Here is a 17,127-nt window from a genome sequence, read left to right as displayed (position 1 = left end):
CTCAGCGCCCTCCCCGACGTCGGGCGCCGAACCGGTCGATGAGCAGGTTGACGCCCACGGTCAGGGTGCCGATGGCCAGCGCCGGCATCAGCACCGCTGGGGCGCCGTCGGCCAGGCCACCGATGTTTTCCCGCACCAGGGAGCCCAGGTCGGCATTGGGCGGTTGCACGCCGAGGCCGAGAAAGCTCATGCCGCTGAGCAGCAGCACGATGTAGACGAATCTCAGGCCCAGGTCGGTGAGCAGCGGCAGGCGCATGTTGGGCAGGAGCTCCATCAGGGCAATGTACAGCCGGCCCTCGCCGCGGGTGCGGGCGACCTGGACATACTCCATCTCGGTCAGATTCATCGCCAGACTGCGCGAGATGCGATAGCAGCCCGGTGCGTAGCCCACTACCGCCATGACGATCAGTAGCGGCACCGAGGAGCCGAAGGCCGACACCATGACCAGCGCCAGCATCTTGCTCGGCAGCGAGATCAGCGCATCGACAAGCCGCGACAGTGGCTCATCCACCCAGCGCCCGGACAACGCCGCCAGGAGACCGAGCCCGGTCCCCAGCACGCAGGCCAGCATCGCCGCCGCCAGCGCCAGGCCCACGGTGAAGCGGGCACCATCGAGGATGCGGCTGAGCACGTCGCGGCCCAGGTAATCGGTGCCCAGCGGATGCGCGGCGCTGTAGCTCGCGAGTATCGCGCTGTCACCCAGGGCGCCTGGGTCATAGGGCGCCAGCCAGACGCCGAAGGCCGCGATGAACAGCCAGAAGACCACCAGGATGCCACCGAGCAATCCGGTCAGGGACCAGCGCGCGCGGCGACGGGTGCGGGGCGGCGACAGCTGGGTGTCGAGCGTCTTGCCATCCACCGGCAGGACGGACGCGCCTCGTACGGAAGTCACGGGTCGGGTCATAGCGTTCTCAGCCTCGGATTGGACAGGATGGCGCAGAGATCCGCCAGGGTCATGAGGACCAGGTAGGCGCAGCAGAACAGCATGGCGCAGGCCTGGATCAGGGGCAGGTCGCGACTGGCGACGCCGTCCACCATCAGCTGGGCGATCCCTGGATAGTTGAAGATGGTCTCGACGATCACTACCCCGCCCATGAGGTAGGAAAGACTCAGGGCCACGGCGTTGGCGATGGGTCCCACGGCATTGGGCAAGGCATGGCGCAACACGGCGCGCACCGGGCCGACACCCTTGAGCCTGGCCATTTCCACATAGGGACTCTGCAGCTGCTCCACCAGGGCCGCCCGGGTCATGCGCGCCATCTGCGCCACGATCACGCAGCACAGGGTGCCCACCGGCAACGCGTAGGCGCGCAGGAAGTCCAGGGGGCCGTCGATGTCGTGGGCGAAGGTCAGCGCCGAGGTCCATTGCAGGTGGACGGCAAACACCAGTACCGCCAGGGTCGCCACGAGAAATTCCGGCACGGCGACGATGCCCAGGGTGAAGACGTTGAGCGCGCGGTCCAACCGGCCTCCGGCGTTCATGGCCGAGACGATGCCCAGCCCGAGCGCCAGGGGCACCGACACCAGGGCCGTCACGCCGGCCAGCATCAGCGAACCGCCGAGCCGGTCGCCGATCATGGTGGTGATGGGCATCTGGCTGGCTAGGGACTGGCCCAGATCACCGTGCGCCAGACCGCCGAGCCAATGGAAGTAGCGCAGCAGCGCTGGCTGGTCGAGGCCCATCTGGGCGCGCAGCGCCGCGACCTGCTCGGGCAGCGCGAACTGGCCCAAAGCCTGCTGCGCGGCGTCGCCCGGCAACAGCGCCGAGACGAAGAACACCAGCAGCGAGACGATGAGCAGGGTCAGCAACCCGCCCCCGACCCGCCGGGTGATGAGGGAAAACACGGAAAGGTCCAAAGCCACCTCCTGCTTGAGCGTGGAGCGGCGAGCGCGGTCACGGCGGACCGCACGCGCCGTCAGGCACCGAGCGTCAGGCCTCCAGCCAGACGTGTTCGGCGAACATGTAGCCCATGAAGCCGCCGATGGGGATGATTCCGTAACCGCCGAGCTTGGGCGAATGGGCATCGATGGAACTGGTGAAGATGGGCAGGCCGATGCCGCAGTGCTGGTGGATCAGCAGCTGCATGTCGGCGTACATCTGCTTGCGCTTGGCCAGGTCGGTTTCGCCGCGGGAGGCCACCAGCAACTGGTCGAACTGCTCGTTCTTCCAGCCCGACTCGTTGAAGGGCGCATCGGACTTGAAGAATTGCGACAGCAGGATGTTGGCGGTAGGCCGGGCGTTGATGTTGCCGAAACCCAGCGGGTCCTTCATCCAGTGGCTGTTCCAGTAGCCATCGGCGCTGACCCGGTTGACCATCAGGTTGAGCCCCGCCTGGCGCGCCGACTGCTGCAGCACCAGGGCCATCTCGTTGGCGTTGTCGGCGGCGGTGGAGGTCACCAGCGGCAGCTTCGCCCCGGCGATGCCGGCCTTCTGGAAGAGGAACTTGGCCTTGTCCGGATCGTAGGGCCGCTGCGGCAGGTCCGCGGCATGATAGGGAGTGCCGGGCATGATCGGCTGGTCGTTGCCGATGGTGCCGTAGCCCAGAAACACCGACTTGAGGATCTGCTCGCGGTCGAACAGCAGCTTCATGCCCTCCACCACGTTGGGATCGTCGAAGGGCCGGTTGGGAATGCGCATGATCAGGTCGGTATAGCTGCCGGAGGTGTTGGCCACCACCTTGAGCTTGCCGCTCTGCTTGAGACGTTCGGCGGAGCGCGGATCCACCGAGACGGTGAGCTGGACGTCACCGGCCAGCAGCGCATTGACCCGCGAGGGTTCGTCGCCGATGCCGATCAGCTCGATCTCGTCCAGATAGGGCTTGCCGGATTTCCAGTAATTTTCGTTGCGCACGCCCACGGTGCGCACGCCCGGCTTGAACTCCTTGACCTTGAAGGGTCCGGTGCCGTTGGCGGTGGAGAAGTCCTTGGTGCCATCGGCGATGATCAGGAAAGGCGAGATCGCCAGCACCGCCGGCAGCTCGGAGTTCGGCGACACCAGGCGGATCCGTACCTCATCGGGCGCGACCGCGGTGATCTCGGCGAATTGATCGGCCAGCGCCTTGACCTTGGAGCCTACCGCCGGATCCTTGTGGCGCAGTAGCGAGTAGACGACATCGGCGCTGTCGAAGGTCTTGCCGTTGTGGAATTGCACGCCCTGGCGCAGCTTGACCGTCCAGGTCAGGGCGTCCGCGCTTTCCAGGCTGGTGGCCAGGGCCATCTGGGGTTCGAGATGGCTGTCGAACACCGTGAGGCCGTTATAGAAGAAATACTGGCGGGTGTAGTCACCGGAAAAGGCGCCACGGGCCGGATCGAGGGTATCGGCGGTGGACGAACCCGCCGCCGCGGCGCGTACCCGACCACCCCGGCGCGGGGTGCCGCTGACCGCGTCCTCGGCCGCGAACACCTGGCCATCGCGGCCGAGCAGACTGCCCACGCCACTCGCCAGCAGTCCGGCGGCGCCCAGCAGGCGGAGCGCATCGCGCCGCGAGACACCCCGATGCAGGGCCTCGAAGGCACGCACGCTTTCAGCAGCACCTATCAGGGGACTTCCAGTCTTTTTCTCGGTCATGTCGGCTCGCTCGTTAGGGGCTCTGTCACCAGGGCCGCGTGCCCCTCCCCGGGCCTGCGGCGCTGTCCTCGTGGCCGCCGTGTCGCACGGCCTGGTTCATTACAGCACCGGCCCCTCGTCGAATACCGTCGAATTGGGCGGGTGCCGAGACAGAAAAGACCGTTTTGGCCAAGCCGCTCAGCATTGTTTGCGGTGTGCGTCGCCACAGCGCAGCGGGGCCGCCCATGCCCGGGTTTGGCGCGCTGCCAGGACGTCTGGCTGGCCAGCGGGGTGCCGTTTCCGACCAGGCGCAGGGCGCGTCCCTCTGCGAACGGCCGGCTCTCGCGGCAGTTTCCACGCCGCGCGCCTGCCAGACACAGAAGAAAATGCCAGGGTGCCCGTTGACCTGCAGAAACGACAAACCGCCCGCCCGGACACTGCGATTGGCAGGGTCCGGGCGGGCGGTTCGTTGCTCAGGATCTAGGTTCTGTACGAAAAGTCGACGAGCGAAGGTCAGGCGAGGCGAAAAAGGCTGAGGAAGCGGAGTTTACGAGCGGTAAATGAGCATTCCGACCGGGCTGGCGATCCAGGCCTTTTTCAACGAAGCATCACCGAGCGCAGGCACTTTTCGTACAGAACCTAGTGCAGACGATCCTGGACCCGGTAGTACAACCCTACCAGGGGCAGGAACCAGGGCTTGCCGAAGTGGCCAGGAATGGCCGGCCAGTCCAGCACCCGCCAGGGGTTGGCCTGGCTGCGGCCTTCCAGCACCTCGGCCATCACCCGGCCCATGTGTACCGCCATCTGCACGCCGTGACCGCTATAGCCCATGGCATAGAACAGGCCGTCCTGCTCGCCGGCACGCGGCAGGCGGTCGGCGGTCATGTCCACCAGCCCGCCCCAGCAATAGTCGATGGGCGCCTGGGCCAGGCTGGGAAACAGTTGCCCCAGGGCAGCGCGCAGCACGGCGCCGCTCTTGGCGTCCTGGCGTGGATCGGACAGGGCGAAACGCGCCCGTCCCCCAAAGATGAGACGGTGATCCGGGGTGGTACGAAAGTAGTTGCCGATGATGCGGCTGGTGACATAGGTCCGACGATTAGGCAAGAGCTCGTCCAGCTGCGCCCTGGGCAGCGGCGAGGTGGCGATGATGAAGCTGCCCACCGAGGCGATGCGCCGGCGAAACCACTGGAAGGGACCAACCCGCGCATTGCCGGTGGCCACCAGGACCTGGCGGGCGCGCAACTCGCCCTTGGCGCTGACCACGCGAAAGCTGCCATCGGGCAGCCGCTGCAGATCACTGACCGCCGCACCTTCGTACACCTGGGCGCCACGCCGGACCGCCGCCTCCGCCAGCCCCACGCCGAAGCGCCCCATATGCATCTGGGCGCCGTTACGCTGCAGGAGTCCTCCGTGGAAGCCGTCGGAGGCCACCTCGACGCGCACCTGGGCGGCGCTGAGCAGCTCCACGTCCGGGTCCACCTCCTGGCGGATCAGCTCGCAGGTACGCGCCAGGTTGTCATAGTGCTGTGGCTTGGCCGCCAGCTTGAGCTTGCCGGCCTTGTGGAAATCGCAGCCGATACCCTCCTCGGCGATCACCGCCTCCACGCTGGCCACCGCATCGGCATAAGCCTGGTAGAAGGCCCGCGCGCGCTCTGCACCCAGGCTGGCATGCAGGGTCGCGTAATCCTGGGCGACACCGGTGTTGCAGTGTCCCCCGTTGCGCCCGGAGGCTTCGCCGATCACCCGTCCGGCCTCCAGCACGGCCACGCTGGCACCGCGCCGGCGCAGGGCCACCGCGGCCGAGAGCCCGGTGAAGCCGCCGCCGATGACGACGACATCCACCTCGCCCGCCACCGGCCCCGGGGTGGCCCCGGTAAAGCCCGGCGCGGTCGCGAGCCAGTAGGAATCGGACGATGCAGGGCCAAGACTCATGGGCAGGCGCTCCGGCGGCTCAGGGTGTTATTCGAGACCGACCACAGCGGCCAGGCCGCCGATGTCCTTGATCTCGGTGTTGCTGTAGAACGGCGTGCTCGGCTCGTGACCGCGATTCACGAACACCTTGTTCTTGATGTTCATGTAGTCGGCCGGGATGAGGTCGTAGCGGAAGCTCGACGACACGTGCAGGACGTCTTCCGGACCACAACCAAGGGTGTCGAGCATGTATTCGAAGGCCTGCAGGCGCGGCTTGTAGGCCTGGCCCTGCTCGGCGGTGAACACCCGGTGGAAGGGTACGCCCAGCTTGTCGACGTTGGACATGATCTGCTCGTCGGCGGCGTTGGAATAGATCACCAGCGGGATCTTGTCGGCGATCTTGGCCAGGCCCGCGGTCACGTCGGGATGCGGACCCCAGCTCGGCACCGCCTCGTAGTAGGCATTGGCCTCGGCGTCGGTGAAGGAAATGCCCCAGCGCTTGCAGGTACGCTCGACCGCTGCGTACAGCACCTCCGAATAGGGCTTCCAGGCGCCGAGCACCTCGTCGAAGCGATAGCCGTTGAAGTCCTTGCAGAACCTATCCATCGCCTCGGCCGGGATGCGGTCGGCGAACATCTCGCGGGCCATGTCGGACATGCGGAAACGGGTCAGGGTGCCGTAGCAGTCGAAGGTGATGTACTTGGGCCGAAAGGCGGTCATGGCAAGGATCCTTTGACGGGAATGGTAGGTGAAGGCCGGAACGCCGGTGGCGCCCCTGGCAAGCATTACAGCATTGGCGGGCCTGACAGTTGTCCGCTTTCAGGCGTCATGGGAGACAGAAAAAACCGTTTTACCGGTAGGGCCCAGCATTGTTTGCGGTGTGCTCAGGAATGCTCCAGATCGATCAGCACACTCTTGCTGCGCAGCGTGGCCTCATAGGCGGCGCGGCCCAGGTCCTTGCCGATGCCAGAGCGCTTGTAGCCACCGGTGGGAATGATCCAGTCGTGGCTACGGCCATAGCGATTGACCCAGACGGTACCGGCTTCCAGCGCCCGGGTCAGGCGCAGTGCCCGGCCGAGGTCGGCCGTATGCACGCCGGCCGCCAGGCCGTAGGTAGGGTGGTCGGCGAGTGCCAGGGCCTCGGCTTCATCGTCGAACACCTGCACGGTCAGCACCGGGCCAAAGATCTCTTCGCGCACGGCGGGATTGTCCGCGCCAACCCCGGTGATCAGCGTCGGCTGATAGTAGGCGCCGCCCAGTCCCTCCTCCAACGCGCCACCGACCTGGATCTCCGCGCCGGCCGCCTGGCTGCGGGTGACGATGTCCTGGATACGTTGGCCCTGGCGCTGGGAAATGATCGGCGACAGCGTCGCTTCTGCCGACCAGGTCGGCCCCGGACGCAAGTCGGCGAAGGCCGCGCGGATCCCTTCCAGCATCGGCTCCAGGGCGCCGCGCTGCACCAGCAGCCGCGAACCGGACACGCAGACCTGGCCGGCGTTGCCGGTGATGGCGGCCGCCACGCTGCGGGCGGTCCGCGCCAGATCCGGGGCGTCGGCGAACACCAGCTGCGGACTCTTGCCGCCCAGCTCCAGGGTCACCGGCTTGGGGCCGCTTTCGGCGCAGGCGGTCATGATGGCCGTGCCGGTACCGGTGGAGCCGGTAAAGGTGACCTTGCCGATGCGCGGATGCCGGCACAGGGCATCGCCGGTCACCCGGCCATCACCCTGAACCACGCTGAGAATGCCAGCGGGCAGCCCGGCCAGGGTGGCCAGTTCGGCCAGGCGCAGGATGGAAAACGGCGTCAGCTCCGACGGCTTGATCACCACCGCATTGCCGGCCGCGAGCGCCGGCGCGATCTTCCAACCGGCCATGCTCAGCGGAAAATTCCACGGGGCGATGGCGCCCACCACCCCATAGGGTTCGGTGATCTGCAGACCCAGGTGACTGGTAGCGGTGGCCGCCACCTCGCCGCCGTGCTTGTCGGCGAACTCGGCGAAGAAGCGGATGCCCTCGGCGACATAGGGAATGTCCCAGGCCAGCACCTCACGCAGCGGACGGGTCGAACCCACCGCCTCCAGCGGGCCGAGGATTTCACCGTCGGCTTCGACCAGATCGGCCCAGCGACGCATCACCCGCGCGCGTTCGCGCGGCGGACGACTGGCCCAGTCGCTGGCCTTCCAGGCGCGCCAGGTGCCTTCCACCACCTCATCCACCAGATCCGCCGAGGCGCACGGTAGTCCGCTCTGGAAGCCGCCATCGGAGGGCCGGAACACCTCCAGTTCGGCACGGGCATCGCGGCTGCGGCCGCCGATGAAATGGGCACAACGAACCGCAATTTCTCTGGGGTCGAACGAGGCCATGGCGCGCTCCGCTAGGGCTGTGGGCTTGGCCCCATGCTAGGCCGGCCGGCCGCCATCTTTTGCCGAACTGGGCCGGACCTTCGGCGCCTCACACCGCTGCGTCCTGCTACCAGCAACCGAATCTGCCGTCGCGTCTTGCTAGGCTGACGTCTGCATCAGCCAGACCCGAACCGGAGCCCTGCCGTGTCCCACGCCACCCTGAGACCCCTGCGCGAAACTGACCTCGCTACCGCCTACCGCCTGTCCCAGGCGCTGCACTGGCCCCATCGGCTGGAAGACTGGCAATGCCTGTTCCATACCGGAGAAGGCCTGGCGCTGGAGGACGACCAGGGGGTGTTCGGTACCGGCTTCTGCGTCCCCCAGGGCGATTACGCCACCATCGGCCTGGTGATCGTCGCCGACAGCCACCAGGGCCAGGGGCATGGCCGCCGCCTCATGGACGGTCTTATCGGACTGGCCGGCACCCGCACACCACTGCTGGTCGCTACCCTGCGTGGCGCCCCGCTCTACCGCAGCCAGGGCTTCGTCTCCTACGAACGCATCTATCAGCACCAGGTCGCGGCGCTGCCGGCCATGGACGAACAGCAACACCCGCTGGAAAGCCAGGTTCTGGAGCTGACCCTGGCCGCTGCCCCCCAGCTGCAGCTTCTCGCCCAGGCCGCTACCGGCCTGGACCGCACCACGTTGCTACAGGAGCTGCTACCGCAGGCCGGGCGCATCGTCGGCCTGGAACGTGACGGCCAGCTGCGCGGCTTCGCCTTGTTGCGCCCTTACGGTCGCGGTCTGTCGGTCGGCCCGGTGATCGCCGAATCCGCCGACCAGGCCAGGGCGCTGATCCTTGCCCTGCTCCGTCACGCCGAAGGGCGTTATGTACGCTTTGATGTGACAGCTCGTAGCGGCCTCAATCCCTGGCTCAGCGAGCTGGGTATCCCCCAGGTCGACGAAGTCGAGCAGATGGCCAGGGGCGAGGCACCGGTGTCCCGCGACGGGGTGGATCAGTTCGCGCTGCTGACCCAGGCGTTGGGCTGAGGGGCAACCTACCTGGCAGCGCGGCTCAGACCTTGCCCGGGCCAGCTGCCCGGTCCATTCAACTCGACACCTAGCGCCACTCGCACCCCGCCACGCGATTACAGCTGGTGCGGGCGCGGTCCCCCTGTGAGGTGGAAAAGCGACTGATGACGTTCCAGCCCAGCTGATGGGTACGGCCTAGCCAGAGGTTGCCGTCGCTGGTCAGGCCGCTGAAGAACTGCAGCCGCCCCAAGCGGGTGCTGGTCTGGGACCAGGACAGACCCGAGACCGGATCATAGCCGCGCATCAGGGTGTCGTTGCCCTGCACCATCACCCCGTACCAGCCGCCCTGCCCGTCCTGGCAGCGCAGGACGAAGGCGCTACGCACGCAGGTATTGGCGGGCTTGAGGCTGGGAATCACCGCCTGGGCGGAATGCAGCGGCAGCACCAGCGCCAAGGACAGCAGGCCGGTACGCAGGATCGCAGTCGGGGTCATCACGGCAATCGATCGAGAACGGGACGCCCAGCATGAGGTAAATCCGGCCGCCCTGCCAGCCATCATGAAGGGCTCTGGCCTCAGCTTCTGGCGGTCCGCCAGAGGCGGCCGATGTCGCAGGCGGTACGCTCCAGCAGTACCTCGGCCTGGGCCAGCGCCTCGTCCAGGCTGAGCGGCCCGGGGACCAGGCTGAAGGCCGCTGCCAGGCCCTGCTCATAGAGGGCGTCGTAGCCCTCGCCCAGGGAGCCGGCCACGGCCACCACGGGTACGCCCTGGCGCTGCGCCAGACGCAGTACGCCGGCGGGCGTCTTGCCCCTCAGGGTCTGGCCATCGAGCCGCCCTTCCCCGGTCAACGCCAGATCAGCGCCCACCAGCGCTTCCTCCAGCCCCACCAGGTCCGCTACCACCTCGATACCGGGGCGGAAGGTCGCCCCAAGAAAGGCCAGGGCGGCAAAGCCCACACCGCCGGCAGCGCCGGCACCGGGCTGCTCGCGGACATCGCGGTCCAGCGTGGCGGCGGTGATCGTGGCGAAATGCGCCAGCGCGCCATCGAGTTCCTGTACCTGTTCGGGCGAGGCACCCTTTTGCGGCCCGAAGACATGGCTGGCCCCCTGTGGGCCGCAGAGCGGATTGTCGACATCGGCGGCGATGACCACCGCCACCTCAGCCAGACGCGGGTGCAGAGCCGCCAGATCGATGCTCGCCAGGTTGGCCAGGGCCGCACCACCGGGTGCCAGCGCTTGCCCTTGGGCATCCAGCAGCCGCGCGCCCAGGGCCTGCAGCAGCCCCGCGCCACCGTCGTTGGTGGCGCTGCCGCCGATGGCCAGAACCAGACGCTCGGCCCCGGCATCCAGTGCCGCCTGCAAGAGCTCACCCGTCCCTCGGGAGGTCGCCACCCGGACATCGCGACGTGCCTTCGGTACCAGCTCCAAGCCACTGGCGCTGGCCATCTCGACGAAGGCGGTGCGCTGCTCGGCCAGCCAGCCCCAGCGGGCGGTTACCGCTTCGCCCAGGGGGCCGGTCACCTGCGCCTCGCGCACCTCGCCGTCAGTAGCCGCGAGGACCGCGTCCAGGGTGCCCTCACCGCCATCGCCCAGCGGGCACTCGATCAGCTCCGCCTCCGGCAGGGCCTGGCGCAGACCTCGGGCCAGGGCGCGCGCGACGCCGGCGGCCGACAAACTTTCCTTGAAGGAATCAGGGGCGATGACGATCTTCATGAGCGATTCTCCGTTGTTGTGCGCCGAGTGTTTCCCGGATCAGGCGGCACTACAACAGGACGAATGCCCAGCAAAGCTGGATCATGACTAGGCGTCTGCCCAGTGATGATCCATCAGCAACAGCGCGCAGTACAGTTCGGCGGCGTCGGCGAAGCGACGTGGATCCCGGCCCGTCAGCGCCTGGATACGGTCGAGTCGATGACGCAGGCCGTTGCGGTGTAGCCCCAGAGCCTCGGCGCAGGCCTGGGGGCTGGCATCCTGGGCGAACCAGCTATGCAACGTCGCCAGCAGCTGACCCTCTCGATCAGCCTGGCGAAGCCGCAGTAGCGGTTCCAGCAGCCAGGCGCCGTCCGTGCGGGAGACCTGCCCCTGCAACCAGGTCGGCAAGGCCAGGTCATCCAGACGCACCTGATGGCGTTGCGGTCGCAGTCGCCTCGCCACCGCCAGCAGATCCAACGCGCGCAAGGTCGTCTCGGCCAGCCCTGTCCAAGGCCGTGCCTGGGGAATCCAGGCACTGCGTGCGAGTGCCCAGCCCTGGGTCGGCAATTCTTCCAGGAGCGCCTCAGGGGCCTCCGCCCCTGGGCGATACCAGAGCCACTGACCGTCCTCACGCGGCAGGCACCAGCTGTCGGGCACTCGCCGCTGTGCCCAGTCGCCAAAGTCTGGCGCCGGCGCGGCGAACGCCAGCAGCAGAACGTCCCGCGGCAGGTCCGGTTTCAGGCCGAGCAGAGTGGCATGGCGACCCAGCTCGACTGTCGCACCCGGTGCCAGCAGCTGACGCAGCAGGGGCGTAGTCATGATGGGCGTATTGGGCAGCTGCCCGGCTGCCTGTTCGATGAGCATTTCGGCCGTCAGGCGCAAGAGCTCGGCCGGCAGACGCAGCTGCTCGGCGTCCTCGCCTGTCACCCCGAGCACCCCAACCAGTTCGCCCTGGCGATACAACGGCAGGTTGATCCCGGCCTGGGCGCCGGGCAGCCGGGCAGCGGCAGCCCGATCCAGGGCCACCGCGCGCCCCTCGGCGATGACCTGACGTGCCCCGGCATGACGAGTGAACAACCGTGCGGGATCACCCGAGCCGATGATCAGCCCGGACGCATCCATGACATTGACGTTGCCCGGCAGGATGCGCATGGCGCGCTCGACGATTTCCTGCGCCAGGGTCTGGCTCAGTTCCATGGCCACCTCTAGAGTTGAAGAGCGCCTGCACGGCGCGCCGTCACCTTAGAGGCCTCCCCACCGCTGGGCAAGCCGACGGGGAGCCAGGCGCTACTCCGCGGTGCTCAGCACCCCACGGCGCACCTGGTCGCGCTCGATGGATTCGAACAGCGCCTTGAAGTTGCCCTCGCCGAAACCGGTGTCGCCCTTGCGCTGGATGAACTCGAAGAACACCGGCCCCAGCACGGTCTGGGAAAAGATCTGCAGCAACAGCCGGCGCTCGCCACCTTCGGCGCTGCCGTCGAGCAGGATGCCGCGGGACTTCAGCTCCTCCACTGGCTCGCCGTGGTTGGGCAGGCGACCTTCGAGCATCTCGTAATAGGTCTCCGGCGGTGCCGTCATGAAGCGGGTACCGCAGGCCTTGAGGCGATCCCAGGTGGCGATCAGGTCGTCGGTGAGGAAGGCCACATGCTGGATGCCCTCGCCGTTGAACTGCATGAGGAATTCCTCGATCTGCCCGGCGCCGCGCGAGGATTCCTCGTTGAGCGGAATGCGCACCATGCCATCCGGCGCGGTCATGGCCTTGGAGGTAAGGCCGGTGTATTCGCCCTTGATGTCGAAATAGCGCAGCTCGCGGAAGTTGAACAGCCGCTCGTAGAAGTCCGCCCAGTAGGCCATGCGTCCGCGATAGACGTTGTGGGTCAGGTGGTCGATGACCTTGAGACCGGCGCCCACCGGCTTGCGCTCGACCCCGTCCAGAAAGACGAAGTCGATGTCGTAGATGGAGCTGCCTTCTTCGAAGCGGTCGATGAGGTACAGCGGCGCGCCGCCGATGCCCTTGATCGCCGGCAGGCGCAATTCCATGGGGCCGGTGGGCATGTCCACCGCCTGGGCGCCGAGTTCGAGGGCCTTGGCGTAGGCGTGGTGGGAATCGCGGCAACGAAAGGCCATGCCGCAAACGGATGGGCCGTGCTCCGTAGCGAAATAGGCTGCATGGCCGGTCTTCTCGCGGTTGACGACGGCGTTGATGTCGCCCTGACGGAACAGCAGCACGTCCTTGGACCTGTGGTTGGCGACGTGACTGAAGCCGAGGCTTTCCAGCACCGGCTCGATGACATTCGGGGTGGGCGAGGCGAATTCGATGAACTCGAAACCCATGAGGCCCATGGGGTTTTCAAACAGATCGGCCATGATTGGCTCCTTGACTGGCGACGGGACGGACGATGCCGGTAACGCGGTCTAGCACCAGGTCAAGGGCGGCGCGCAGGAGAGGCCCCGCACGCTGCGGGCGAGGAAGTCACCAAGGAGGAGCTGGCAACCGAGGAATTTCACGAGGCCACCCGTTTCGGGCTATCCGGTTGCATCGCGGGGTGGGCCTGTTGAAAGGCGGGATCGGCTGCGGCCAAGGCCTCCACGCGCAGCAGGCGCGGGTAGACCGACAGGTCCACCTGGAAACGCCGCGCGGCATAGAGCTGAGGCAGCAGATAGACGTCGGCCAGCCCCCGTGCGCCGAAACAGAACCCGGTATCGCCGACCTGCGCCTCCACCGCGGCCAGCCCCTCGCCTATCCAGTGGGCGATCCAGTCGAGAATCGCCGGTTCATCCAGGCCCAGGCCGCGCAGGCGATTGAGCACCGAGACGTTATGCAGTGGGTGGATATCGCAACCGATCAGGGCCGCGATACCGCGATGGCGGGCGCGCAGCAGTGGATCCGGCGGCAGCAGCGGCACCGCTGGATAGCGTTCTTCCAGGTATTCGATGATGGCGGGTGACTGGTTCAGGACTTCGCCGCCGTCGAGGCGCAGGCTGGGCAGCCGCCCCTGGGGGTTAAGCGCGCGGTAGGCGGGCTGGCGCTGCTCGTCGCTCAGCAAATTGACCGGCACGGCGCGATGGTCGAGCCCCTTCAGGGCCAACGCGAGGCGGACCCGGTAGGACGAGCTCGAGCGGTAATAGGTGTAGAGGTCCATCAGGGCTGCCCCGCGATCGCCTTACCATTTCTTATTTTTGCGTAATTCAATTACGTTAAGTGGAATTTGCTCCTGACGCGTATGACTTGTCAAGGCTGGTCGCTACTCCAGCGGCCAGCTCTCGATCACCTCGATGAAGCGCGTCAACCAGGCATTGGCCTGACTGCCATCCAGCACCCGATGGTCGATCGTCAGGGATACATAGGCCTTGAGCCGCGCCTGGAAGGTGTCGATACCCTCGATCTCTCGTACTACCACGCGCTTTTCCAGGGCGCCCACGCCCAGAATGGCGGATTGCGGCTGGTTGATGATGATGGGCGTGGCCAGCAGCGAACCGGAGACGCCGTGATTGGACAGGGTGAAGGTGCCGCCGCGGACCTCTTCCGGCCGGAGGGAGCCGCCGCGTGCGGCATTGGTCAGCTCCTGCAGGCGGGTGGCAATGCCCAGCAGCGACAACGCCTGCGCCTGGTGGATGACCGGCACGATGAGCCCCTGCTCGCCCAGGGCGGTGCCTATGCCCAGGTTCACATCGGCGAAGACTTCCAGGTAGTCGTCATGCCAGCGGCTGTTCACCTCCGGCACCCGGCGCATGGCCGCCACGGCGGCCAGGACCAGGTAGGCCGTGTGGGTCAGCCGCACGCCCTGTTCCGCGAACCGCGGCTTGTGACGGCGCCGGTGCGCCTCGACGGCGGTAAAGTCGGCTTCGAAGACGGTCGTCACATGGGGCGCGACCGTCACCGACTGTTGCAGGCGCTGGGCGATGGTCCGGCGCAGGGTGCTGTGCGGGACCTGGGAGGCCACACGGGGACCCGCAGACGGCGCCGGCCGTTCCGGTGCTGCTTCCTCGGTGACCGCTGGCACCGGCTGTTTTCCTGCCGGCTGCGTGCGCTCGGCAATCACCTTGAGCACGTCCTCGCGGGTCAGGCGGCCGTCGCGCCCGGTACCTTGCTCCGCCAGCGCCTCCGGGTCCAGGTCGTGCTCCGCCAGCAGGCGGCGCACCACCGGCGACAGTCGCAACGCGGGATCGAAACGGACCCGCTCGCTCTCTGACGATGGTGGGGCTTCCGCATTTGGCCCCGGCTGGGGTTCGAGCGACTGCCCTGCGCCTGCGCCGATACGGCCGAGCACGGCCCCCGGTTCGACGTCGCCGCCCGCCGCCTGAAGTATCTCCAGGATACCGGCCGCCGGTGCGGCGACCTCCACCACCACCTTGTCGGTCTCCAGCTCGACCACGGGCTCGTCCTTGGCGACTGGCTCGCCGCTCTCCTTCAACCAGCGGCGGACCTCGGCCCTGGTGCCATCGCGCTCCAGCGGCGCGCGGATCTCCACCGTTGGCGGGTTCTGCACGGTCAGATCGTTCATGTCAGAACCCCACCAGTTCGTCGATCTTGGCCTGGATCCGCGCTACCGAAGGCAGGACGAATTCCATCAGCGTCGGATGATGCGGACTGGGGATGTCGGGCATGGTCAGCCGGGCCACGGGGGCGTCCAGTTGCAGAAAGGCCTGCTCGGCGACCACAGCGGCGATTTCAGCGCCGAAGCCGGCCGTGCCCAGATCCTCATGGACGATCAGGCACCGATGGGTGCGGTTGACCGAGGCCAGTACCGCCTCGCGGTCCCAGGGCATCAGGGTGCGCAGGTCGATGACCTCTACCGAGCGACCCTCGGCGGCGGCCTCACAGCGCTCGACCATGGCTCCCCAGGTCACCAGCGTCAGGGCGTCGCCGGCTACCACCGTGCGCGCCTTGCCGAAGGGGAGCACGAAGTCGTCACCGGGATAGGGCCGCCGCGCCGAAGCGGCGTCGAGCATGGCGCGGTGCTCGAAGAAGATTACCGGGTCATTGCCCCTCAGGGCCGTACGCAGCAGGCCGACGGCATCCTCGGCATTGGACGGCACCGCGACCCGCCAACCGGGCGAGTGCACGAATTGGACCTCGTTGGTCTGGCTGTGCCAGGGATCGCCGCACTTGAAGAAGCCGCCGGGAATGCGGACCACCATGGGCGCGGCGAAGCGGTTATGAGTACGCCAGCGCATGGTGCCGCAGTCATTGATCTGCTCCATCGCCGGGTCGGCATACTTGCGGAACTGGATCTCCGGCACCGGCATCAGCCCCGCCAGGGCCATGCCCACCGCCCGGCCGATGATGCCCTCCTCCGACAGGCTAGTGTCGAAGACGCGCTCGGCGCCGTACTTCTCCTGCAGCCCCAGGGTCACCGCATGTACACCGCCCTTGGGTCCGACATCCTCTCCGAACAGCGCGACTCGTTCGTTCACCGCCAATTCGTGATCAAGGGTGCGGCGGATGGCGGCGACCATGTTCAGTCGCTGGCCTGCGGGGGTGGGTGTTTCGCTGACCGGTGGCGGCACATAGCCTTCGGGATGCTGGCCACCCCGGAGCTGCGGTTCACCCTCGAAGAACACGTGGCGGGTCACCTGCTGCGGATCGCTGACCGGTCTGGCCTCGGCCGCTTCCCGCGCCGCCTCGACGGCCTCGTGGGCGGAACGCTCCAGCGCCTCCCAGGCATGCGCCGACAGGCTCGCCGGCACCAGGAAGTCGCGCAGGCGCGGCAAGGGATCGCGCGACCACTCGCGTTTCACGGTCGCCGCGCTCTTGTAGGCCTGGGTGTCCTGGAAGCTATGCCCCTGCAGGCGAGGCACCTTGAGCCGCAGCAGGCAGGGACCCTGGCGGTCGCGCACGTGGGCGATGGCCTGCTGGATCAGGGCCGCGCTCTGCTGGGGATCGCAACCGTCGCCAGACAGCACATGCAGACCCTGAAAGCTGGCGAGGTTCCGGGCGATATCCGCGCCCGGGGTCTGGAAGGTCGAGGGGACGGAGATGCCGAAGCCGTTGTCCTCGATGTAGAACAACATGGGCAGCTTCTGGGTGGTGGCGATGGTCAGGGCGGACCAGAAGCCGTTGGTGGCGACCGAGCCATCGCCGCCCATCACCACGCTGATGGAGCGGGCAAAGCTCGCGTCGCCCATCACCCGGGCGCGGTACTCGACAGCCTGGGCCCAGCCGGCGGTGGGCGTGTACTGGGCACCGACGCCGCCGCACATGGGCAGCGCCGTGGCACCCCCCACATTGGGATGATTGAACACCACACCGATGTCGCGACCGTCGGAATAGCCCCCGGCGCGGGCCATGGACGACCCCAGGGCGTCGGCCAGGTCCACCCCGAGCGCCAGCAGCATCGGCCGCGAGCGGTAGTAGCCGCAGGCCGCGTCGTGGACATCGGTGAGGGACAGGCCCAAAAGAATCTGCGCCAGATCATGGCCGCGCGCGGAAAACTGGTAGAGCACCTTGCGCTCGGGCACCAGCCGCGTTTCCTCCAGTTCGTCGAGGGCGCGCGAGACCAGCATCAGGTAGGCCACCCGCTGCCAGTCATAGGCGGCGTGAGGAGCAGGCGCTGCCGGTACAGGCGCGGCCTGGCGAGGCTTCTTCTGAATCACCGTCATCTTGTT

The 17,127-nt window shown here is 67.4% G+C and carries 14 protein-coding genes; 1 reads left to right on the top strand and 13 read right to left on the bottom strand.

Features of this window, described 5'->3' with window-relative positions:
- Position 1: 1 nt before the first annotated feature.
- From APT59_RS10560 to APT59_RS10535, 6 genes are all read right to left on the bottom strand, one after another.
- On the bottom strand, positions 2–904 hold the full coding sequence (locus APT59_RS10560) for an ABC transporter permease (protein WP_059314805.1): 903 nt from the start codon (positions 902–904) through the stop codon (positions 2–4).
- Entirely contained in the window at positions 901–1,857 is a 957-nt protein-coding gene (locus APT59_RS10555) for an ABC transporter permease (protein WP_059314804.1), read from the bottom strand. The genes APT59_RS10560 and APT59_RS10555 overlap by 4 nt, the downstream gene beginning before the upstream one ends.
- A gap of 73 nt (positions 1,858–1,930) precedes the next feature.
- On the bottom strand, positions 1,931–3,568 hold the full coding sequence (locus tag APT59_RS10550) for an ABC transporter substrate-binding protein (protein WP_059314803.1): 1,638 nt from the start codon (positions 3,566–3,568) through the stop codon (positions 1,931–1,933).
- A gap of 618 nt (positions 3,569–4,186) precedes the next feature.
- Entirely contained in the window at positions 4,187–5,479 is a 1,293-nt protein-coding gene (locus APT59_RS10545; protein WP_059314802.1) for an NAD(P)/FAD-dependent oxidoreductase, read from the bottom strand.
- Positions 5,480–5,506: 27 nt separating this feature from the next.
- Positions 5,507–6,178: a haloacid dehalogenase type II gene (locus APT59_RS10540; protein WP_059314801.1), complete on the bottom strand. Its 672-nt coding sequence runs from the start codon at positions 6,176–6,178 to the stop codon at positions 5,507–5,509.
- Positions 6,179–6,342: 164 nt separating this feature from the next.
- Positions 6,343–7,818: an aldehyde dehydrogenase family protein gene (locus APT59_RS10535; RefSeq protein WP_059314800.1), complete on the bottom strand. Its 1,476-nt coding sequence runs from the start codon at positions 7,816–7,818 to the stop codon at positions 6,343–6,345.
- Between the two features lie 183 nt (positions 7,819–8,001).
- Between APT59_RS10535 and APT59_RS10530 the strand changes: the two genes are divergently transcribed.
- On the top strand, positions 8,002–8,847 hold the full coding sequence (locus tag APT59_RS10530) for a GNAT family N-acetyltransferase (protein ID WP_059314799.1): 846 nt from the start codon (positions 8,002–8,004) through the stop codon (positions 8,845–8,847).
- 70 nt (positions 8,848–8,917) lie between these two features.
- Here the strand turns inward: APT59_RS10530 and APT59_RS10525 are convergent, their stop codons facing one another.
- The 7 genes from APT59_RS10525 to APT59_RS10495 form a co-directional block, all read right to left on the bottom strand.
- Positions 8,918–9,322: a hypothetical protein gene (locus APT59_RS10525; protein ID WP_059314798.1), complete on the bottom strand. Its 405-nt coding sequence runs from the start codon at positions 9,320–9,322 to the stop codon at positions 8,918–8,920.
- Between the two features lie 80 nt (positions 9,323–9,402).
- Positions 9,403–10,539: a glycerate kinase gene (locus APT59_RS10520; protein WP_059314797.1), complete on the bottom strand. Its 1,137-nt coding sequence runs from the start codon at positions 10,537–10,539 to the stop codon at positions 9,403–9,405.
- 87 nt (positions 10,540–10,626) lie between these two features.
- Positions 10,627–11,715, bottom strand: coding sequence for a CdaR family transcriptional regulator (locus APT59_RS10515; protein ID WP_059314796.1), 1,089 nt, complete (start codon positions 11,713–11,715; stop codon positions 10,627–10,629).
- A gap of 90 nt (positions 11,716–11,805) precedes the next feature.
- The gene (gene hppD / locus APT59_RS10510) at positions 11,806–12,885 is read right to left on the bottom strand and encodes a 4-hydroxyphenylpyruvate dioxygenase (protein ID WP_059314795.1); all 1,080 of its coding nucleotides are present in this window, start codon (positions 12,883–12,885) and stop codon (positions 11,806–11,808) included.
- A 137-nt stretch (positions 12,886–13,022) separates the two neighbouring features.
- On the bottom strand, positions 13,023–13,661 hold the full coding sequence (gene maiA, locus APT59_RS10505) for a maleylacetoacetate isomerase (protein ID WP_059314794.1): 639 nt from the start codon (positions 13,659–13,661) through the stop codon (positions 13,023–13,025).
- Between the two features lie 102 nt (positions 13,662–13,763).
- Positions 13,764–15,023, bottom strand: a complete 1,260-nt coding sequence (locus APT59_RS10500) for a dihydrolipoamide acetyltransferase family protein (RefSeq protein WP_059314793.1) — start codon at positions 15,021–15,023, stop codon at positions 13,764–13,766.
- A 1-nt stretch (position 15,024) separates the two neighbouring features.
- On the bottom strand, positions 15,025–17,121 hold the full coding sequence (locus APT59_RS10495) for an alpha-ketoacid dehydrogenase subunit alpha/beta (RefSeq protein ID WP_059314792.1): 2,097 nt from the start codon (positions 17,119–17,121) through the stop codon (positions 15,025–15,027).
- Positions 17,122–17,127 lie beyond the last annotated feature (6 nt).

Origin of the sequence: Pseudomonas oryzihabitans (assembly GCF_001518815.1) — a bacterium.
Taxonomy (GTDB): Bacteria; Pseudomonadota; Gammaproteobacteria; order Pseudomonadales; family Pseudomonadaceae; genus Chryseomonas; species Chryseomonas oryzihabitans_E.
The sequence above is the reverse complement of the archived record's forward strand: the minus strand, read 5'-3'. Positions and strand labels throughout refer to the sequence as shown.